Raw genomic sequence first — 21569 nt, forward strand, 5'->3', positions numbered from 1 at the left:
CGTGCGGTCAGAATGGAAGCACGGGCAGGAAGGGGCTCGGGTTGCCGTGCCAGGAGAGGGAGAGCTCCTCGCGGGCGCGAGTGCAGGCAACGAAGAGAAGGCACCGCTCCCGCTGTAGGTCATGGTGGTGAGCGATCAGATCTTCGTCGGCGGGGGTAATGGCGGACGCGGGCGGCATGGCGTGCTCGCTGAGGCCGATGACTGCGACACAGCGGAACTCCATGCCCTTCATCCTGTGCATGGTTCCCACGCCCACCTCCGCGTCGTTGTGCTCCTTGGCGAGTGACGTGGCGGGGACACCGACGGCTCTGAGCTTGGCGACGGCCTGGTCTGCGAACATGTTGGAGCGGGCGGCCACCCCGATCTGGCCGGGGGCGACCCCCTGGTCGAGCCATCCCCGCACGGTTTTGACCAGTGCGTCCAGCTCCGCCTGCTGGGTGGTGGAGCCTGCGAGGTGCGGCTCGGCACCGTGCACGTCCGAGCGGTAGCCGGTGAGGGTGTCGACGTCGCCGTTCATGTCGTCGATCCGCTCACTGCGGAGCAGTTTGAGGCTCCAGCGGAGGATCTCTGCCGTTGTCCGGTAGTTGATCTTAAGCCGGGCGGACCGGCCGGTGATGTCGATGCCGAGCTTCTTCAGCGAGACGCGGTAGTCGTAGACCCTCTGGTGGGTGTCGCCGGCCAGGAACAGATCGTCCCGGCCCCGAACGGCCGCAGCGCGCAGGAGCCGCCAGTGCCAGGGACTCAGGTCCTGGGCCTCGTCCACGATCACGTGCCGATACGGCATGCGCGCCCCCTCCTCGAGCAGGCGCGTCGCCTCCAGGCAGATTGTCTCGTACGTCCACACCTTGTCGGCTCGCAGGCTGTCGGTGAAGGCCGTGATGGCGTCCCAGACCTGCGCCCGCTGGAGGTGGCCCAGCGCCCTGCCGCGTCCCGGGCGGGGAGCCTGCTGGTACTCCTCCAGCGAGCCGATGCCCTGGCTGAGGATCACCTGCCGCCACTCGTGGGTGAGGAACGCCTCGTTGAATCGCGACGGGAGACCCAGCGTGCGGACCACCTTGGTCCACCGCTGCTTCTCGTCCTGCGGCCGGAGTACGGCGAGGTTCCCGGTCCCGCCCGTGACGAGCCGGTAGGCCACGCCGTCGATGTGGCGGACCTCGATCCGGTCGAGGACCGCCTGGTCGTCGGTGAGGGAGCGCAGCGCGTCCTCCATGGTGGAGGGCAGCGTCCGGATGAAGGTCGTCAAGAGGACAGACTTGTCCTTGTCGCACCGAGCGGCGAGGTGCTTGGCGCGGTGCAGGGCCACGACGGTCTTCCCGGTGCCGGGGCCGCCCGTCACACGGGCCGGTCCGCTGAAGGAGCCGTAGGCGGCGTTCTGCTGCGACTTGTGCAGATAGATGAGCCAGAGGGCGAACGGCTGGGCGAAGGCCTCCATGAGCTCAGCCGGGCCGTCGACCAGCAGCACCTGCTCGGGGGAGCGCTCGACGGCGGCGGCGACGTCCTCGGGGTCGATCTGCGCGGTCTTCTCAGCGGGGGCAGGCAGGCTCGCCCAGACCTCGTCCACGGTCATGCCGGAGGCGAGGCCCACGAGCACGTCGTACTGCTGCTTGGGGAAGAACGCCTGTGCCTTGTCGAGCTGGTCGTCACTGGTGAACGTGCGGGCCAGCGCGAGCACCTGGGCGTCGACGCCGAGCCGCTCCATGTCGGCGTCGTTGACCGGGGCGAACAGGGGAGCGGCGACCTCGGGCAGGGGGGCGGCCGCCGCGACCTGCTCCTCCAGGGTCACCATGTCGCGCAGTTCGATGATGCCGGTCGCCATGTTCACCGTCACGCGGCGCCGCTTGGCCCACTCGTAGGCCTTGTCGTGCTGGAGCACGTTGAGCAGGACGTAGAGGTCACCCTTCTCCGGGGCGAGCACCACCCCCCGCCAGAAGTCCGTGATCCGGATGGTGTGCATGCGGGCGTCGTAGGCGTTCTTCACCGGTTCGAGGTGCAGCCCGGCATAGGTGGCCTCCTCAAACTTGGGGAAAACCTCCATGACCTGCTCCTGGACCGATTTCTCCAGTTTGAGAAAGTCGCGGAAGAACTCCCGGTAGACGCCGAGCCTCGCCATCCCTTGCCTCCTCGGGCTTCTGCCGTCGTCAGCGTGAGCATACATGTGGTGAGGTCAGTTCACATTAATCAGTCCTGTAACGTTCCATATGATGGTTATGTGTGATTAGAGTGCGTCCGCAAACATACAAGCGACATGGCGGCCGCGCCGTGTAGGTGACTCCCGGACACCCCGAGAAAGGGAGCGGTGACATGGACGTCTTCGAGGTCCACGAGCAACTCGTGGCTGACTACGACGCCTTCACGACCTCGCTCGTCCATGTCCGCGACAAGCGGATCGCCGAGCATCTGGAGGACGACCGCCAGGCCCGGGTCCGCTGGCCGCACCCGTGGGTCTCCCTCAACCCCAGCTTCGCCGGCGGAGGGACGATCTCCGAGCTGGCCGGGGAGGGCCTGCTGCATCCGGGGTGCGAGCGGCTGTTCCGCATCAAGGACGACGCCGACGACCCTGGCGACCGGCCCATCACGCTCCACCGCCACCAGCGCGAGGCCGTGGAGGCCGCCCACGACGGCCGCAGCTACGTCCTCACCACCGGGACCGGCTCCGGCAAGAGCCTCACCTACATGATCCCGATCGTCGACTCGGTGCTGCGCGACCCGGACCCCGGCCGGGTCAAGGCGATCGTCGTCTACCCGATGAACGCCCTGGCCAACAGCCAGCTGCACGAACTCGAGCGCTTCCTTGAGTGGGGCCTGCCCAAGAACGCCCGACCGGTCACCTTCGCCCGCTACACGGGCCAGGAGAGCGAGGAGCAGCGCGCCCGCATCCTCGACCGCAAGCCGGACATCCTGCTCACCAACTACGTGATGCTGGAGTACCTGCTCACCCGTCCCGACGAGCGCAAGCACCTGATCGGCGCGGCCCGGGGCCTGCGCTTCCTCGTCCTGGACGAGCTCCACACCTACCGGGGGCGCCAGGGCGCCGATGTCGCCCTGCTCGTCCGGCGGCTCCGGGACGCGTGCGACGCCCCGGACATGCAGTGCGTCGGGACCTCGGCGACCATGGCCACGACTGAGACCTTCGCCGAGGCGCAGCAGGTCGTCGCCGGGGTCGCCACACGGCTGTTCGGCACGGAGGTCACCCCCGGCCGGGTGATCGGGGAGACCCTCGTCCGGGCCACCGCCGACCAGGATCCGGACCCCGTACGGCTCGCCGCGAGCATGGACCGGGCCGGGTCGGGCCGCTCCTACGCCGAGCTGGCCGCGGACCCGCTGGCGAGCTGGATCGAGTCGGAGTTCGGTCTGACCGCGGAGAAGGGCACCGGCCGGCTGGTCCGCCGCCGCCCAACCAAGGTGGCTGCGGCCGCCGACGACCTGGCCTCGCTCACCGGCCGTCCCCCGGCGGACTGCGCGAAGGCCATCGAGACGCTCCTGCAGGAGGCCTCCCACGCCCGGCACCCGGAGACGGGCCGGCCGCTGTTCGCCTTCCGCCTCCACCAGTTCCTCTCCAAGGGCGACACCGTCTACGTCAGCCTCGAGAGCGAGGCCGAGCGCCACATCACCAGCCAGTACCAGGTGAGCGTGCCGGGAGAGCGGGAGAAGATCCTGCTCCCGCTGGCCTTCTGCCGCGAGTGCGGTCAGGAGTACCTGGTCGTCTCCAAGAGGAAGGACGGCCGCTACGCGGCCCGCCAGGAGGCCGACGTGGCGGGCGGTGACGCGGTCAACGGCTACCTCTACGTCAGCTCCGACCATCCCTGGCCCGCCGACCCCGTCGAGAACGGCAGGCTGCCCGACTCGTGGCTGGAGCCGTCGGCTGACGGCGGCATGCAGGTGCGCCCGAATCTCGCCGACCACCTGCCCAGGGAGGTGTGGCTCGGCGTCGGGGGCAGCGAGACCGAGCACGGCCAGGGCCAGCGTGCCTGGTACTTCCGCGAGCCCTTCAGGTTCTGCCTACGCTGCCGCGTCGCCTACGAGCAGACCCGGGGCAGCGACTTCGCCAAGCTGGCGACCTTCGCCACCGAGGGCCGCAGCTCCGCGGTCTCGGTCATCAGCTCCAGCATCGTGCGGAACCTCCGGAAACAAGAGGACCTGAGCGGTGAGGCCCGCAAGCTGCTGACCTTCGTCGACAACCGGCAGGACGCCAGTCTGCAGGCGGGCCACCTCAACGACTTCGTCCAGGTCACCCAGCTCCGCGGAGCGCTCTATCAGGCCGCGCTGGCCGCCGGGGACGAGGGACTGCGCCACGACGACGTGGCGCAGCGTGTCGCGAGGGCGCTCGATCTCCCTCTCGCGGCCTTCGCCCAGAACCCCGGCGTGAAGCACGGTCAGAAGGAGGCCGTGCTCAAGGCGCTCCGCTCGGTGCTGTCCTACCTGATCTACCTGGACCTGGAGCGCGGCTGGCGCATCACCATGCCCAACCTGGAGCAGACCGGCCTGCTCCGGTTCGACTACGTGGCGCTCGACGACATCGCCGCCGACACCGAATATTGGGATCGCACACACCCGGCCCTGCGCGATGACGCTCCCGCCCACCGCGCCGAGATCATGCGGATCGTGCTCGACGAGATGCGCCGGGCCCTCGCCGTGGACGTGGACGTCCTCACCCCCGAGGGATACGAGCGGATCGTCAAGCAGTCCGACCAGAACCTCACCGGCGCGTGGGCACTCGCCGAGGGCGGCAACCGGGACACCGCCCGGGTCATCGTCGCCCGTCCCGGCCGCCCCGGTCAGAGTCGCGACCGGATCAACTTCACCGGCCGCTCCGCGCTCGGCCGCTACCTGCGCCGCAGCGACGCCTTCCCGCACCACCGCGAGAAGCTCGGTGTCGACGACGCCCAGCAGATCATCATCGACCTGCTCTGGGCCATGGAGAAGTACGGCCTCCTCGTCGAGGTCGAGGAGGACCGCGACGGCGCCAAGGGCTATCGGCTCCGCTCGTCGGAGCTGGTCTGGCGGGCCGGGGACGGCAGGACCGGAGCGCCCGACCCGCTCCGCAAGACCGTCGATCCGGAGGTCGGCACCCGGGTGAGCGGGTTCTTCAAGGATCTGTACCAGCAGGTGGCCAAGGATCTCGTCGGCATCCACGCTCTGGAGCACACGGCGCAGGTACGGGCCGAGGAGCGGCAGGAGCGCGAGGAGCGGTTCCGCAGCGGGAAGCTGCCGCTGCTGTACTGCTCGCCGACAATGGAACTGGGCGTCGACATCGCCACGCTCAACTCCGTGGCGATGCGCAACGTCCCGCCCACGCCCGCCAACTACGCCCAGCGCTCGGGCCGGGCCGGCCGGAGCGGGCAGCCCGCCCTCATCACCACTTACTGCTCCACCGGCAGCTCGCACGACCAGTACTACTTCCGCCGCTCGGAGCTGATGGTCGCCGGCAGCGTGCAGCCGCCCCGGCTGGACCTCACCAACGAGGACCTGGTCCGCTCCCACGTGCACGCCGTCTGGCTGGCCGAGACCGGCGTGCACCTGCACAGCAGGATGACCGAAGTCATCGACGTCTCCCAGCAGGGTCTGCCGCTCCACGGATATCTGCGGACTCAGCTCGAGGACGAGGGCGCGCGCCGCCGCGCCGTACCGCGGGCCAGGGCGGCGCTCGTCGACATCGCCGACCGGCTCGCTGAGAGCGCCTGGTGGTACGACGAGTGGGTCGAGGAACGGGTCCGGAACGCGGCCGAGCGGTTCGACGCCGCCTGCGACCGCTGGCGCGACCTCTACCGCAACGCCCTCGCCGAGCAGGAGGAGCAGAACCGCCGGGTGCTGGACCCCGCGTCCACGCCGCAGGCCAGGCAGCGGGCCCAGCAGCGCCGCCTGCAGGCCGAGAACCAGCTCAAGCTGCTCAAGAACGAGGACAGCGAGCAGCAGTTCAGCGACTTCTACACCTACCGCTACTTCGCCTCGGAGGGCTTCCTCCCCGGCTACTCGTTCCCCCGCCTGCCGCTGGCCGCCTACATCCCGGGCCGCAGGCAGCGCGGCGCCTACGTGCAGCGGCCCCGCTTCATCGCGATCAACGAGTTCGGGCCGGGCGCGCTGATCTACCACGAGGGCCAGCGCTACCAGGTCTCCAGCATCCAGGTCCCGTCCGAGGGGTCCGGCGAGATCGCCACCCGGGAGGCGCGGATCTGCGGTCAGTGCGGCTACTGGCACGACCGCGAGGCCGGCGTGGACAACTGCCAGGAGTGCGACGCGGAGCTGGGCGGCTCGCTCTCCGGTCTCATGCACCTGCAGACCGTGCAGACGGTCCGCCGCCAGCGCATCTCCTCCGACGAGGAAGAGCGCCGCCGCGCCGGGTTCGAGCTGGCCATCAGCTACCGCTTCAGCACGCACGGCAGTCGCTCCGGACGGCTCAACGCGCAGATCCAGGCGGCGGACGAGCCGCTGGCCGAGCTGGTCTACGGCGACACCGCGACCGTGCGGGTCATCAACCGGGGCAACCGGGGCCGCCGCAACCGCAACGACGTCGGCTACTGGCTCGACCCGGTGCGCGGGCGCTGGCTCAGCGAGAGCAGGGCCTCCGAGCGCAGCCCGGAGGAGGAGGGGCTGGCCTCGCAGGAGGACGCCCAGCGGGTGATGAAGGTCGTCCCCTACGTCGAGGACCGCAAGAACATCTGCGTGATCCGCCTCGCCGAGCGGGTCTCGGAGACCACCGCCACCACCCTGCGCTTCGCGCTGGAGCGCGGCATCGAGGCCGAGTTCCAGTTGGAGGACGCCGAGCTCACCAGTGAGACTCTGCCCGACTCGCAGGACCGCGCCCGGATGCTCTTCATCGAGAGCGCCGAGGGCGGGGCCGGCGTGCTCCGTAGGCTCCACGACGAGCCCGGCGCGCTGCGCCGGGTCGCGCTCAGGGCATTGGAGATCATCCACATCGACCCGGAGACGGGCGAGGACCGCGAGCACGCGCCCGGGGCACGTGAGCGCTGCGAGCGCGGCTGCTACGACTGCCTGCTCGCCTACGGCAACCAGTTCTGGCACGAGCGGATCGACCGGCACAGCGCGGTGGATATCCTGCGCCGCCTGGCGGCCTCCGAGACCGTCCCGGCGGGCGGGCACCGCACCGCCGAGGAGCACATGAACGCCCTCAAGGACTCCTCCGAGAGCAGTCTGGAGCGGAAGTTCCTCGACTTCCTGCGCGCGGGCGACTACCGCCTGCCGGACGGTGCCCAGGAGGTCCTCTCCGACGCCCGGGCGAGGCCCGACTTCGTCTACCGCCTGAAAGCAGGAAATGTCGCAATCTTTGTTGATGGACCTCATCATGACGCGACTAATGTGAACGAACGCGACATGGAGGCGGAGGACCGGCTCATGGACCTGGGCTGGCTCGTGATCCGCTTCCGCCACGACGACACCTGGGACGAGATCGTGTGCAACCACCCGAGCATCTTCGGCACCGGCAGGGGGAACTGATGAGCTACACCGCCGGATCCCTCGTCGCGGCCCGGGGCCGCGAGTGGGTCGTCCAGTCCGGCAGCGCCGACGGCTTCCTCCTCGTCCGCCCGCTCAACGGCGACACCGACTTCGAGGCATGCCTCTTCCCCGACGAGGTCAGCCACGCGAGCTTCCCGCCGCCGCGCCCGGACGAGGTCGGCGACAGCGTCGCCGCCGGCATGCTCCGTACGGCGCTGCGCACCGGCTTCACCTCCGGCGCGGGACCGTTCCGGTCGCTGGCGTCGATCGCCGTGACCCCCCGCCAATACCAGTTCGTCCCGCTGCTGCTGGCGATGCGCATGGACACGGTCCGCCTGCTCATCGGCGACGACGTCGGCATCGGCAAGACCGTCGAGTCCGGCCTGATCGCCAAGGAACTGCTGGAGCGCGGCGAGGCCACCGGACTGACCGTGCTCTGCTCGCCCGCCCTCGCTGAGCAGTGGGTGGCCGAGCTGCGCGACAAGTTCGCCATCGACGCCACGCTCGTGCTGCGCTCCACCGTCGCCCGGCTGGAGCGCGACCTCCGCCTCGACGAGTCGATCTTCGAGCGGCACCCGGTCACCGTCGTTTCCACCGACTTCATCAAGTCCGACCGCCGCTACCAGCAGTTCGTGCGGACCTGCCCCGACCTGGTCATCGTGGACGAGGCCCACACCTGCGTGTCGGCCGGCTCGGACAGCAAGCAGAACCAGCTCCGCTACCGCCTCCTGCAGGAGCTCGCCGCCGACCCCGAGCGGCACATGCTCCTGGTCACCGCCACCCCGCACAGCGGCAAGGAGGATGCCTTCCGCGACCTCATCGGCCTGCTCGACCCCGAGCTGGCCACCGTCGACCTGGAGAGCGTCAAAGGCCGCGAGCAGCTCGCCCGGCACTTCGTGCAGCGCCGCCGCCGCGACATCCGCCGCTACCTCGACGAGGAGACGCCCTTCCCGAAGGACCGCAAGGTCCTGGACGTCTCCTACGCCCTGGCCGGTCAGTACGCCAAGCTCACCCGCGAGGTCCTCGAGTACGCCCGCGAGACCGTCCGTAAGCCGGGTACCGGCCTGCAGCAGCGGGTCTCCTGGTGGTCGGCGCTCGCGCTCCTCCGCTCGGTCGCCTCCTCGCCCCGCGCCGCCGCCGCCACCCTTGAGGCCCGCTCGGCCACCGCCGCCGCCGAGACCGGGCAGGAGGCCGACAGCCTCGGCTCCGGCCTCCTCGACCGCGTCGACGCCGAGAACCTCGAAGGCGATGACGCCGCCCCCGGAGCCCGCACCGGCGATGACGAGGCGCCCGCCGACAGCGCGCGCCTGAAGCGCATGGCCGCGGATTTCAGAGCGATCGAGACCGAGGGCAAGAAGGCGGACGCCAAGCTGGCGCTCCTGATCGACGAGGTCAAGAAGTCCCTCGCCGAGGGCTACAACCCCATCGTCTTCTGCCGGTTCATCCCCACCGCCGAGTACGTCGCCGAGCACCTGAGAACAGAGCTCAAGAAGGTGAACGTCGGCTCTGTGACCGGCCAGCTCCCTCCGGACGCCCGCCAGGAGGCCATCGGGCGGCTGACCGCAGAGCCCGGCCCGCACGTGCTCGTCGCCACCGACTGCCTCTCGGAGGGCGTCAACCTCCAGGAGCACTTCCAGGCCGTCATCCACTACGACCTCGCCTGGAACCCCACCCGCCACGAGCAGCGGGAGGGCCGCGTCGACCGGTTCGGCCAGCGCAGCCCTCTCGTGCGCGCTGTGACCCTCTACGGCCTCGACAACCACATCGACGGCATCATCCTGAACGTCCTCATCCGCAAGCACCGCACGATCGCCAAGCAGACCGGGGTCGCCATCTCCGTCCCCACCGGCGGCGACGACATCATCCAGGCGCTCGTCGAGGGCCTGCTGATCCGGGACGGCGACCCCGACCAGCTCGGTCTGGACTTCGGCGTGGCCAGGACCCGCGACCAGATACACCGGGAATGGGAGAGCGCCGCCGACCGCGAGTCGAAGGCCCTCACCAAGTACGCTCACTCCGGCATCAAGCTGGAGGAGGTCCAGCGGGAGGTCGCCGAGATCCGCGCCGCCCTCGGCGGCTCCGCCGACGTGGCCCGCTTCGCCCGAGAGGCCCTGTCCGGATTCGGTGCGATCATCGACGCCCGCCCGGACGGCTTCCACGCCGACACCCGGCAGCTCCCGATCTCCGTACGGCACGCGCTCGGCCTCGGCTTCGACGGCACGGCCCAGACGCTCAGCTTCCATCCGGACATCCCCGTCCCGCCGGACGCGCACGCCCTCGTCCGCACCGACCCCATGGTCCGTGGCCTCGCCCGCACCGTGCTGGACTCCGCCCTCGACGCCGAGGGCCCCGCCCGGCGCTGCGGCGTCGTCCGCACCGGCGCGGTCACCACCCGCACGGTCCTGCTCCTGATCCGCTACCGCTTCCACGTGACGCTGCCCGGCCGCGACGGGACGCGCACCCTCATCGCCGAGGACGCGCAGATCCTCGGCTACCGGGGCGGCGCCGCCGGACGCGAGTGGCTCACCGACGCCGAGGTCGAGCAGATCCTGGCCGCCAAGCCGGAGAACGTCCTCCGCGAGCTCGTGAAAAACGCCGCCAACCGGGCCGTCAACGAGCTCCCCGAAATCACCGAGGAGATCGAGGCGCGCGGCGAGGTCCTCGCCGACCGGCTCCTCCAGTCGCACCAGCGGGTGCGCGGCGCCGCCGGCGCCGGCACGCGCGGACTGAAGGTGACCGCCAACCACCCCGCCGACGTGCTCGGCCTCTACGTCTACCTCCCCGCCGGTGGTGCCTGATGAAGAACGCCTACCTCGCCGTCGATGTCCAGGGCGGTCTCCTCCCGCAGGACGTGCTCTCCCGGATCGCCGCCGCCGACCGCGACCTGCCCGGCATGCGGCCCGAGGACTACCACCTCGCTGTGGCCGAGCGCCTCGGCGACGCCGCCAGCCGCCGCTGGGACTACCTCCTCGGCGCCTACCGCACCTTCCGCGACAAGCTGGCCACCCTCCCCGAGGGCGACGCCGCCACCACGCTCACCCGCGAGCGGTGGCTTCGCATCCTCCTGAACGAGCTGGGCTTCGGTCGGGTCCCGTTCAACCCTGGCAGCCTGCCCGCGGGGGGCAAAGACTTCCCTGTCTCCCACCTGTGGAACAGCGTGCCGATGCACCTGCTCGGCTGGCACACCGACCTCGACCGGAGCGCCCCCGGCGTCTCCAAGCGGGCCCCGCAGTCGATGCTGCAGGAGTTCCTCAACCTCTCCGACGACCACCTGTGGGGCGTGCTCTCCAACGGGCGGCGGCTGCGCGTCCTGCGCGACTCGACCGCGCTCGTCGGCTCCGCTTACGTCGAGTTCGACCTCGAAGCCATCTTCGACGGTGAGCTCTACTCGGAGTTCGCGCTGCTCTACACGGTGCTGCACGCCTCCCGCTTCGAGCTGCTCGCGCCCGAGGAGGGCACGGCCACCTGCGCCGACTGCTGGCTGGAGAAGTGGCGGGCCTTCGCCGCCGAGACCGGCCTGAAAGCCCGCGACCAGATGCGCGACGGCGTCAAGGAGGCCCTGGAGGCGCTCGGCACCGGCTTCCTCGTCGCCAACCCCGAGCTCCGCGAGCAGCTCAGCTCCGGAAAGCTCACCCGCGAGGACTTCCACCACGAGCTGCTCCGCCTCGCCTACCAGCTCATCTTCGTCTTCGTCGCGGAGGACCGCGGCGCGCTCCTCGTCCCGGACGCCCCGCAGGCCGCCAAGGACCGCTACGCCACCTGGTTCTCCAGCTGCCGCCTGCGCCGCCTGGCCGTCCGCCGCGCCGGCGACCGGCACGGGGACCTGTGGAAGACCATGGTCATGGTCATCAAGGGGCTCGGCGCCGACGACGGCCTGCCCGAACTCGCCCTGCCCGGCCTCGGTGGCCTGTTCTTCCGTACGGCGGGAGCCCCGCAGACCCTCACCGACGAGCCCTGCCCCGACCAGCTCCTGCAGTGCGACCTGCCCAACGAGGCGCTGCTGACCGCGGTCCGCAGGATGTCCACCGTCCGAGCCAAGGACGGCCGCCCCCGTGACGTCGACTTCCAGCACCTCGGCGCGGAGGAACTCGGCTCGATCTACGAGTCCCTGCTGGAGCTGGTGCCGTACGCGATGTCGGACGGGCAGCCGAGGTTCGAGCTGCGGGAGAAGGTCTCCGGCAACGACCGCAAGCTCACCGGGTCCTACTACACGCCCAGCTCGCTCGTCGAGGCGCTGCTGGACACCGCGCTCGACCCGGTCATCGACGAGCACGCCAAGTCCGGCGTGGCCGACGACCTGCTGAAGATCACCGTCTGCGACCCGGCCTGCGGCTCCGGCCACTTCCTGATCGCCGCCGCCCGCCGAATCGCCAAGCGCTACGCCGCCCTGGACACCGGCGAGGACGAGCCGGTCCCGTCCGCGGTGCGCAAGGCGATGCGGAAGGTCGTCGAAAAGTGCATCTACGGCGTGGACATCAACCCGCTCGCCGCCGAGCTGGCCAAGGTCTCGCTCTGGATCGAGTCCCTGGAGCCCGGCAGGCCGCTGGCGTTCCTGGACGCGCACATCAAGGTCGGCAACGCGCTGATCGGCGCCACGCCGGCGTTGATCGCCAAGGGCGTGCCCGAGGGCGCGTTCAAGGTCATCGAAGGCGATGACAAGGGCGTGGTCGCCGAGCTGAAGAAGGTCAACAAGCAGGAGCTCACGGGTAGGGTCGGGCGCGGCTCCGGGCGGAGCACCGCCGGGATGGACGCGCTGTTCGGCGACACTGAGGTGAGCGGCCTCGCGGAGAAGCTCGCCGAGAAGGCACGGTCCTACGCCGATCTGCCCGTGCTCACCGTCGCCGATGTGCGGGAGCAGGAGCGGCGGTTCCAGGAGTACGAGACCTCACCGGAGCTGGCCCGAGAGCGTCTGGTCGCCGACGCCTGGTGCGCGGCGTTCGTCTGGCGCAAGCACCCGGACGCGCCCCAGGCCGTCACCACCTCGACCGTGCGCGCACTGGACCGTGGTGGTTCACTGGCCCCCGTCCAGGCCACGGAACTGCGGAAACTGGCCGATCAGTACCGGTTCTTCCACTGGCACCTGGAATTCCCCGAGGTCTTCGGTACAGGTTCCGGCCTCGACATCGACCCCGCCACCGGCTGGAAGGGCGGTTTCACCTGCGTCCTCGGCAACCCGCCGTGGGAGAAGGTGAAGCTCCAGGAGAAGGAGTTCTTCGCCGCCCGTGACGAGGCGATCGCCACCGCCGGCAACAAGGCCGCTCGGGAGCGGCTCATCAAGGCCCTGGCGAACTCGGAGGAGGGCCGGGCACTCCACCAGGAGTTCGTCGATGCCAAGCGGCGGGCGGAGGGCGAGAGCCACTTCCTGCGCATGTCCGGACGCTACCCGCTGACCGCGCGGGGCGATGTGAACACCTACGCCATCTTCTCGGAGAACAACCGGACCGTTCTGCACCCGAAGGGGCGGTTGGGCATCATCGTCCCTACCGGTATCGCCACGGACGCGACCACGCAGCACTTCTTCAAGGACCTGGTCGTCAAGCGTTCCCTGGCCTCGCTCTACGACTTCGAGAACCGGGAGAAGATCTTCGCGCAGGTGGATAGCCGCGTGAAGTTCAGTCTGCTGACCCTGGCCGGACTCAAGACCAGCGTGGACCGTGCGGACTTCGCCTTCTTCCTCCACGACGCCAACCAGCTCGGTAACGACGGCAAGCGGTTCACACTGACCCCCGAAGAGATCACGCTGCTCAACCCCAACACCGGAACCTGCCCGGTATTCCGTAGTCGCCGCGATGCCGAGATCACCCTCGGCATCTACCACCGCGTTCCGATCCTCCTCAAGGAAGGCGACGAGGACGGCAACCCGTGGGGTGTCAAGTTCATGACGATGTTCCACATGTCGAACGACTCGCGGCTCTTCCGCCCCAGTGAGGCGAACGGCGAGAACCTGGAGAAGATGCTCGCCGACGGCTGGAAACTCGACGGCAACGTCCTCGCCAAGGGCAACGAGCGCCTGCTCCCGCTCTACGAGGCCAAGATGATCCACCACTATGACCATCGCTGGGCCACCTACGACCCCGACGGTTCCACCCGCGACCTCTCCCTCCCCGAGAAGCAGAACCCCAAAGCTGTTGTCCTTCCGCGCTACTGGGTGTCTGAGAAGGAAGTCGACGAGAGCCTCGATGAGAAGGGTTGGGACCGAGAGTGGCTCCTGGGTTGGCGAGACATCGCGAGAGCCACAGACGAGCGCACGACGATCATTTCTGCTTTTCCGAAGTCGGGCGTCGGTAACCAGCTCCCTCTGATGGTGGTCGGAGAAATCCCCGTTAGCTATATTGCATCTCTTCAGGCATGTCTAGCTTCTTTGGCTCTGGACTTCTCGGCTCGGTTCAAGGTCGGTGGGACACATCTAAACTTCTTCATCTACCAGCAGCTTTCGGTGGTCAGCCCGGACATGGTAGAGAATCCTGCTCCTTGGGGCGAGGGTGCGCTTGCCGACTGGGTTCAGGATCGAGTGGTGGAACTCTCCTACACCACCTATGACATGGAGTCCTTTGCCCGAGATCTGGGTGACAAGGGGGCGCCCTTCGTATGGGAGGAGGCGCGGCGGGCGATGCTTCGGGCGGAGCTCGACGCGGCCTTCTTCCACCTCTACGGCATCGCCCGGGACGACGTGGACTACATCATGGACACATTCCCGATCGTCAGGCGCAAGGACGAGGCCAAGCACGGCGAGTACCGCACCAAGCGGCTGATCCTGGAGATCTACGACGCCATGCGGGACGCCATCGACGGCCGCCGGCCGTACCGGACCCCGCTCGACCCGCCCCCCGGCCACGGTCCCCGCCACCCGGCCAGGTGAACCGCAGCGTCCGCCATCCGAGGAGCACGGTTGGACAGCAAGCCCCCCAAGCAGGTGTCGCGGCTCGCGTTCGACACCGCGTTACGCCTCGGCGCGCTCTGCGCCCGGCGAGGCATGCCCATCAGTTCCTGCCCGTACAAGCTGGGACCGGACGGGGAGCCTGATCCGCGGACGTTCGCGTTCATCAGGGGATATCGCAGCGTCATCCCGCTCGATCCCGCCGTGGTCAGCTACGAAGACGACGACGGAAACGAGCCTGACGAGTTTCCGGAGATGCTCGCGGTCCACGGATACATCGACGGGGTGGCGTACGCGGTGACGGTCGGCCGCGCCAGGCCGGAGGCCAGGGCCACGGTCGGCGTTGTCTCGGGCTCTCCGAGAGCGGTCGATCTGATAGCCCGCTGTCAGGGCGAGGTCGTCGCGTCCTCACTCGGTGCCCGCGTGCTCGACGCGAATGACACGCTCTCCGTGATCATGGCGCTGCGGCAGTGGACCCAGGTCGTCAAGGTGGAGGATGTCGAGGAGCCGTCTCGATAGCCCTCCACCTCGGCCCTACGCTCTGCCTCCGCGCCGAACGGCGCCGGTCTCGCGACGGATGATCTCCTCGGACCGGGCACCCACGTCCTCGGTCGGACCGTCGAACACGCCCGGCACTCGGAGCGACTCAGCGGCCGCCTCCGGTCGGGGTGTGGAGGGCCCCTCAAGGTCCGATGCTGAGGGAGCCGGCGACCTCCTTAAGGGTGAGGTCCGGGCTCTCCGGTGTCCTGGCGAGCCGCTCCCGGACCAGGGGAGCGAGCTGGATCTCGTCGATGAGATCGGCGAGCCGCTCGTAGAGCTCGAAGCTGATGAGGACGGCCTCAGCCTCGCGGTGGCCGATCACGACGGGTTCGGCCTGGAGAGCCTGCTCGCTGATGCGGGCGATCGCCTCACCGAGCTGAGGGCAGGCAGAGGCCAGCGGCTCGACCTGCGGGAACTTCGCCATGGCCCGACGCTACCTGAACGTGCACAACCACACATGCAAGTCGAGAAGAGCACATGCGATGCGGGAACCGGCTTCGCACCATGAGAGGGGCATGATTGAGGTCGGCTATCCCGGCTCCCTGAGAAGAAGTCCCCTGGACCTCTTGTGACCGACCTCGTCCAGTACACCACGTGCGTACGGATCGTGTCGTCTGGACTTCGGTTGTGGTCGCCATGGAGGCCGTCAGCTATGACGAGCTGGGCACCGGCAGGGACCGTGACCTCACTGGCCCGGCGAGTCCCTAGTACGGGATGGGAAGCAACTCGGCGCGGCTGAGGCGGGTCAGGGCGGCGGTGACGTCCGAGGAACGGAACAGGTGCCGTTTGCGGTCGCTCCATGCCGCCATCTCGTCGGTCAGTGTCACCGGATCGGGCGAACGCCCGGGATGGGAGGCGGCCAGGAAGTGAACTGTGGTGAGGAGCTCCATCCCTTCGGGGTACTCGTATCCGATCACCGCCCGCCGGACGTGGTCCCATGCCCGCCGGAAGTCGTCATCGGAGCTGACCCGGGCTTCGGCTGCCCGTGCTGCTTCGGGCAGTATCTCCAGTTCGGTGCGAGCCCCCACAGTCCCGTCGCCGTAGCCAATGATGTAGTGGCCTTCCAAGCCCGCGAACTCCCGATTGAGACCGACGGAGAACGGCCCGTACTTGTGCGGCACGAACCTCAATCCGAGATCTAGTCCGGCTCCTTGAAGCAGATAGGCGATCTTGTGTGCTTCGACCAGGGAGAGCCGAGGTGCTTCCGTCACGCCGGCCTCGAACGCGAGCGTGATGTAGCGTGACAGAGCGGCCAGTAGCCGGGCGCGCACCTGGGTCAGCTCCGGGCGTTGGGTGCGGGTCGGCATGTCTCCGGGTTCCGGGGTGCCTGGAGAGTAGAGGCGGATGTCGAGATCGAGATCGCCGAGTTTCTCGAGGATCAACGGACGCACATCGGCCCATGGAAGGCCTCCGTTGCCGCAGCCCAGTGGTGGTACGGCGACGCTTCGGAGATCGAGCTCGGTGAGGACTCGCACGAGATCGTCGAGTCCCGTCCGGATGTCCTCCATGCGTGAGGGCTGCCGCCAGTGGCGTTTGGTCGGGAAGTTCAGCACCCAGCGGTCGCTTCCGCGGAGCCGTACCGGGAAGATGCGGCCGGGCTGGATCCGGCCTTCCGTGCAGGCCGAGGTATACGCGGCGAAGACTTCGGGGAAGGCCCGTTTGAACTGCAGAGCGATTCCCTTGCCCATGACACCCACCGTGTTCACGGTGTTGATCAAGGCCTGGGCGTCGTCCTTCAGCAGGTTGCCGCTCGTTTCCGTGATCAAGGCGCCAGCCCTCCCCTCGCCGTCCATCATGGCCGATCGGCGGGATGATGCCGAGGCCGGGTCTAGAAATACCACCAAGGTCTGACAGCCAGGTGAGGGCGGTGCGCGTGCCCGGCGAGAAGATCGCTGACGGAAGCGACCGTTGAGTCATCGTATGCGTAGACATGTGAGATGGCGGTCCATGGCACGGTCCCGTGGACCAGGAGTTCGGCCATGCGGCGCTGCTTGCGGGAACCGTCGTCCTCGGTGTTCGCCCAGTTCTCTGCCTTCATGACTTCCCAGTCGATGTGATGGCGGAGGTCTTGGACCTGCTGAGCGAACCGGGCTTCCAGCGCGGCGTTGCGATCGGTGGCGACCCAGGCGAGACCTGCGGTGATGATCCGCGAGAGCCGGGTGACCAGGTAGACGAGTTCGCTCTGGCCTCTCTGGTAGCCGCTCACGCCGCCTTTGTGGATGCGGTAGAGCATGGGAGAGCGAGCGGCGAAGTAGAAGGGAACGTAGTCGGCGACCACGCCGCCGGGGCCGACGGGAACGGCCTGTTCCCGGCGACGCTGCTTGATCCCCGGTTCGCCGCACTCGACCGACAGGCCCGGCCGCCTGTTGTCAGCGGTCAGTCCCGGGCCGACGATCCCGCGTAGGTTGCCGATGTGTGTGAAGTGCAGCAACCAATGGATCTTCAGTGTCCATCATCGGGGAGACACCCTATCCGGTCGTTCCATTCCCGTGATCTCGTCGAGGAGAAGTCGGTAGCCTGGCGCGGCCGTGCAAACGACCAGATCGGGTGAGGACACTCTGTGACGATGACGTCGTGGACGGAGATCACCGCGAGCACTATGTTCGAGGGCGCGCGGATCCTGGCGGAGCATTCCGAGGGGATGCGGGGAAGAGAGCTGTGGCCTCTCATAGAGGAGCGGTTCCCGGATCTCGAACAGCGGTGGCGGGAGGCGGGGACCGGGACGACGTCGCCCGAGAAGAACTTCCAGTGGTACAGCGTCGATCTGGTGAAGAACGGCTGGCTGAGGAAGACCGAGGGCCGCTGGTACCTCACGCCTCTGGGACGGGCCGCGCTGACCCGCCATCCGGATCACGGATCCTTCTTCGAGGCGGGCAGGGCCGGTTACCGCTACTGGGAGCGGAACAAGCCGGGGTTCGAGACCGCCAAACGGCTGGTGGAGGCCGTACCCGAGGGGAACTGGGCCGCGGCCGGGGATCTGGCCGCCCAAGCCGGACTGGAGACCGCGCCTGGTGGGGTGGCTCCAGGGCGAGCGTCCCGAGGGGTGGCACCGGATCCTCGGCTCGGACGGCGGCCTGCCGGACGACGCCCACGCCGACGAGGAACTGCGTGAGCAATGGATACGGCTCCTCAACGATGACGGCCTGCACACCGTGCTCGGTACGGCCCCGCCGGCACGGCGGATCTCCGGTGCGGACCTCGCACAGTTGCTCGTCGACGATCCCGGCGCGGAAGAGGAGCACGAGCGACGCCGCAGGGCCTGGCTGGTCCGAGGGTCCAACGTGCACGGCGTCAGCCTGATAGCGGACTGGCTGACGGACGGCTACTGCTCCCTCCCCGCCTCCAAACTGAGGGAACTCCCTCCGGGCTCACCCCAGGAGATGATCAAGGCGGCGGTGGACGAGGACTACGCCCACGGCTCCTACAACGACCGGTTCAAGAAGACCGTGGAGTTCTTCGCGTTCCTGACCCGGATGCGCGAGGACGACCTCGTGCTGAGCAACGACGGCGGCAAGATCTACCTCGGGCGCCTCCACGGCGGGCCCGCCTTCCGCGCCAGCGTCGACAACCGGGCCAACCTGCAGCGGCCTGTCGAGTGGCTCAACGCCGACGCGCCGCTCGACTTCGCTGACGACCTGCCCGACGAGATCTCCGCCAGGCTCGCCACCCAGCACGACGTCCTCGACCTCACCGAGTTCGCCGAGGAGCTGGAGCGGCTGATCGAACCCCGGCCCGTCCGCCCGTCGGCACGCGAGTTCGCGCTCCCGGACGCGACGGCGGAGCTCGCCGGGGAACTGCTCGTCGACGAGGACTGGCTCCAGGAGTGCGTTGAGCTGCTGCGGGACCGGCCCCAGCTGGTCTTCTACGGCCCGCCCGGCACCGGGAAGACCTACATCGCCCAGCATCTCGCCCAGCACCTCGCGGGCGGGAAGCCGGAGAACGTGAAACTGGTCCAGTTCCACCCGGCCTACTCCTACGAGGACTTCTTCGAGGGCTTCCGGCCGGTGCAGGCGACGGACGGGCAGGGAGTGGCGTTCAAACCGCTGCCGGGGCCACTGCTCCGCCTGGTCGACGCCGCGCGCACCCGCCCGGACGAGCCGTTCGTGCTGATCATCGACGAGATCAACCGGGGCAACCTCGCGAAGATCTTCGGAGAGCTCTACTTCCTGCTGGAGTACCGCGATCGGGCCATCGACCTGCTGTACTCCTCCGCGGAGGAGACCGGGCAGCCGTTCACCCTGCCCAAGAACCTGATCATCCTGGGCACGATGAACACCGCCGACCGCTCCATCGCCCTGGTGGACGCGGCCATGCGGCGCCGGTTCGCCTTCGTGGAACTGCATCCGGAGGAGAGACCCACCTCCGACGTGCTCCGCCGCTGGCTGGCGCATGCGGAGCTGCCGGACGACGCGGCTCGGCTGCTGGACGAGCTCAACGCCCGCATCGAGGACCGGGACTTCAAGATCGGCCCCTCCTATCTGATGCGCCCGGGCGTCCACCGCGACGCGCGGGGCTTCACGCGGGTGTGGCGGACCCAGATCCTGCCCCTGCTGGAGGAGCACCACTACGGCGAGGGCGTGGACGTGGAGCAGCGCTACGGGCTGGCCGTACTCCGGCGGCACCTTGGGCTGGAGCCGGAGTGATCGTGCTCGTCGAGGGAGGCCCTCCCGTCGAGTACGAGCTTCTCCCGGAGCAGGCGGCGGCGCTCGCGGCGGCGCGAGCCGTACGGGTGGTTCCCGGGGCGCGCGCCGGCCTGTGGAAGGTCCGCGACAACGGATACGTGGGCGCCGCCGTGATCGGCGGGGTCGAGGTCCGGATCACCCCGAAGACACCCATTGACCGGGTGTTCTTCCTCCTCGGGTACGCCCGCAGCCCGCGCGGGTGGCGGCAGGAGGAGGCCGACGCGGGCGAGCACTCCGACCTGCTCCCCGCGCTCGCGCACGCCTACGCCCGGGCGGCCGACCGGGCGTTGCGCCAAGGTGTTCTCCAGGGATACCTGGAAGTCGAGGAGTCCCTGCCGGTCGTCCGGGGACGGATCCGGGAGGCCGACCAGATCCGCAGGCGGTACGGCCTGCCGCTCCCGGTCGAGGTCCGCTACGACGAGTTCACCGTGGACATCGCGGAGAACCGGCTCCTGCTCGCCGCGGCGACCCGGCTGCTCCGGCTCCCCGGCCTGGCGGGGGAGACCCGCAAGACCCTCCGGCACGTGATGGCCAGGCTCGCGGGGGTCTCCGCGCTGACGCGGGGACGGCCCCTGCCGGAGTGGCGGGCGACACGGCTGAACGCGCGCTACCACACGGCCCTCGGCCTGGCCGAACTGGTGCTGCACGGCGCGTCCTACGAGCTGGACGACGGCACCGCGGTGCGGGTCGACGGTCTCCTGGTCGAGATGTGGCGGGTCTTCGAGGACTTCGTCACCGTGGCGCTGGCGGAGGCGTTCAGGCCGTACGGCGGGCGTAGCGAACTCCAGGACAGGCACCACCACCTCGACCACGGCAGGCGTGTGCCGCTCCGGCCGGACCTTGTCCGGTACGCCACCGGGCAGGACGGGGCAGAACGGCCCGTCGCGGTTGTCGACAGCAAGTACAAGATCTCAGCGGGACCGGACGGCCGCAATGGCGATCTCTACCAGATGCTGGCTTACTGCACTGTGCTCGGCCTGGGCCACGGCCACCTGGTGTACGCCAAGGGTGACGCGGAACCGTACCGGCACGTCGTGCGCGGTGCGGAGATCAGGATCGTGCAGTACGCGCTCGATCTGACACTGCCGCCTGCCGAGTTGCTCGAAGCGGTCGGGGAACTCGCCGGGTCGATCGTCCGCTACGGTGACGATCGTGAGTTCGTACCTGCTGATCCTCGGTGAGCGCGAGGCCGTGGCCTGGGTGCTGCGCCAGTCGCGGATGGCCTTCCCGCCGACCCGGCGTACCGAGGTGGACCGGCTCAAGGTCGGCGACGAGTTGTTCGTTCTCACCACCCGGGGCTGCTGGCACAACCCGACGCGGGACCGCACGCGCGTGATCGGCCGGGCGACGGTCACCGCGGGTGTCACCGCCTACGACGAGCCGGTCACCATCGCGGGCCGTGACTTCACGGTCGAGTCGCTGACGCCGTACCTCACCGGGGTCGAGCTGGTAGCGCTGGTGCCCCGGCTGGAGACGTTCCCCGACAAGCGGGACGGTGCGTGGTCGATCCGGCTCCGCCGTCCCTTGCTGGAGGTCACCGAAGCGGACGCGCGGCTGCTCCGGAGCGAGTTGGGCGCCGTCGCGAGCATCCGGCGCGGAGAATGACGGCTCAGGAATGATCGTAGACCGAGTGATTCCCGATACGGCGCCACTGGAGAACGGGTTCGCCGTCGTCATCGGTCGTGAAACGGAAGCTCAGCCCCAGTAGGCGTGCATGGTGTGTTCGTCGGTGATGACCGTCCACCCCTTGGAGCGCAGATACTCCACGATCTCCTCGCCCTCCTCCGGGTGGGCCGCACGGGCCTCGCCGTAGGTGCGGGCACCGTGGACGGCGTCGATGTAGGCGATGTGCTTCTGGAAGACCCGGTAGTCCTCGATGCAGAACACACCCGCCCATTCGCCGGCGACCACGGTCCTTTCGGGGTGGTCGTCGTCCGAGCCGGTGGGCTCTCCAACCGGGAGGGCCTGGACCTCATCGTGTTCGTGTTCCATGGCGATCCGATCTGTCGTCGTCGGCT

Annotated in this window: 13 protein-coding genes; 8 read left to right on the forward strand and 5 right to left on the reverse strand. The window is 69.0% G+C overall.

Features of this window, described 5'->3' with window-relative positions; translation table 11 throughout:
* Window positions 1–7: 7 nt before the first annotated feature.
* On the reverse strand, window positions 8–2110 hold the full coding sequence (locus ACWJ6R_RS01190; protein ID WP_449060413.1) for a UvrD-helicase domain-containing protein: 2103 nt from the start codon (window positions 2108–2110) through the stop codon (window positions 8–10).
* Between the two features lie 191 nt (window positions 2111–2301).
* Between ACWJ6R_RS01190 and ACWJ6R_RS01195 the strand changes: the two genes are divergently transcribed.
* Genes ACWJ6R_RS01195 through ACWJ6R_RS01210 form a run of 4 tightly spaced genes read left to right on the forward strand, consistent with a single transcriptional unit; the run spans window position 2302 to window position 14848 of the window.
* A complete protein-coding gene (locus tag ACWJ6R_RS01195) occupies window positions 2302–7452 on the forward strand; it encodes a DEAD/DEAH box helicase (RefSeq protein ID WP_449060414.1) in 5151 nt (1716 codons plus the stop codon).
* Complete coding sequence (locus ACWJ6R_RS01200) at window positions 7452–10250, forward strand: helicase-related protein (RefSeq protein WP_449060415.1); 2799 nt, start codon at window positions 7452–7454, stop codon at window positions 10248–10250. Before ACWJ6R_RS01195 ends, ACWJ6R_RS01200 begins: the two co-directional genes overlap by 1 nt.
* A complete protein-coding gene (locus ACWJ6R_RS01205) occupies window positions 10250–14311 on the forward strand; it encodes an Eco57I restriction-modification methylase domain-containing protein (protein ID WP_449060416.1) in 4062 nt (1353 codons plus the stop codon). Before ACWJ6R_RS01200 ends, ACWJ6R_RS01205 begins: the two co-directional genes overlap by 1 nt.
* 30 nt (window positions 14312–14341) lie before the next feature.
* A complete protein-coding gene (locus ACWJ6R_RS01210; protein WP_449060417.1) occupies window positions 14342–14848 on the forward strand; it encodes a hypothetical protein in 507 nt (168 codons plus the stop codon).
* A 163-nt stretch (window positions 14849–15011) separates the two neighbouring features.
* Here the strand turns inward: ACWJ6R_RS01210 and ACWJ6R_RS01215 are convergent, their stop codons facing one another.
* The 3 genes from ACWJ6R_RS01215 to darT form a co-directional block, all read right to left on the reverse strand.
* A complete protein-coding gene (locus ACWJ6R_RS01215; protein WP_449060418.1) occupies window positions 15012–15293 on the reverse strand; it encodes a hypothetical protein in 282 nt (93 codons plus the stop codon).
* A gap of 280 nt (window positions 15294–15573) precedes the next feature.
* Window positions 15574–16665: a type II toxin-antitoxin system antitoxin DNA ADP-ribosyl glycohydrolase DarG gene (gene darG / locus ACWJ6R_RS01220; RefSeq protein ID WP_449060419.1), complete on the reverse strand. Its 1092-nt coding sequence runs from the start codon at window positions 16663–16665 to the stop codon at window positions 15574–15576.
* A gap of 32 nt (window positions 16666–16697) precedes the next feature.
* Window positions 16698–17300, reverse strand: a complete 603-nt coding sequence (darT, locus tag ACWJ6R_RS01225) for a type II toxin-antitoxin system toxin DNA ADP-ribosyl transferase DarT (RefSeq protein WP_449060420.1) — start codon at window positions 17298–17300, stop codon at window positions 16698–16700.
* A 135-nt stretch (window positions 17301–17435) separates the two neighbouring features.
* Here darT and ACWJ6R_RS01230 point away from each other — a divergent pair, with 135 nt between their 5' ends.
* Genes ACWJ6R_RS01230 through ACWJ6R_RS01245 form a run of 4 tightly spaced genes read left to right on the forward strand, consistent with a single transcriptional unit; the run spans window position 17436 to window position 21156 of the window.
* Complete coding sequence (locus ACWJ6R_RS01230; RefSeq protein WP_449060421.1) at window positions 17436–17981, forward strand: hypothetical protein; 546 nt, start codon at window positions 17436–17438, stop codon at window positions 17979–17981.
* The gene (locus ACWJ6R_RS01235) at window positions 17881–19512 is read left to right on the forward strand and encodes an McrB family protein (RefSeq protein ID WP_449060422.1); all 1632 of its coding nucleotides are present in this window, start codon (window positions 17881–17883) and stop codon (window positions 19510–19512) included. Before ACWJ6R_RS01230 ends, ACWJ6R_RS01235 begins: the two co-directional genes overlap by 101 nt.
* The gene (locus ACWJ6R_RS01240; protein ID WP_449060423.1) at window positions 19509–20732 is read left to right on the forward strand and encodes an McrC family protein; all 1224 of its coding nucleotides are present in this window, start codon (window positions 19509–19511) and stop codon (window positions 20730–20732) included. The genes ACWJ6R_RS01235 and ACWJ6R_RS01240 overlap by 4 nt, the downstream gene beginning before the upstream one ends.
* Complete coding sequence (locus ACWJ6R_RS01245; RefSeq protein WP_449060424.1) at window positions 20704–21156, forward strand: hypothetical protein; 453 nt, start codon at window positions 20704–20706, stop codon at window positions 21154–21156. The genes ACWJ6R_RS01240 and ACWJ6R_RS01245 overlap by 29 nt, the downstream gene beginning before the upstream one ends.
* A 90-nt stretch (window positions 21157–21246) precedes the next feature.
* Here the strand turns inward: ACWJ6R_RS01245 and ACWJ6R_RS01250 are convergent, their stop codons facing one another.
* Complete coding sequence (locus ACWJ6R_RS01250) at window positions 21247–21543, reverse strand: hypothetical protein (RefSeq protein ID WP_449060425.1); 297 nt, start codon at window positions 21541–21543, stop codon at window positions 21247–21249.
* Window positions 21544–21569: the final 26 nt, after the last annotated feature.

The sequence above is a fragment of the Planomonospora algeriensis genome (assembly GCF_977012225.1).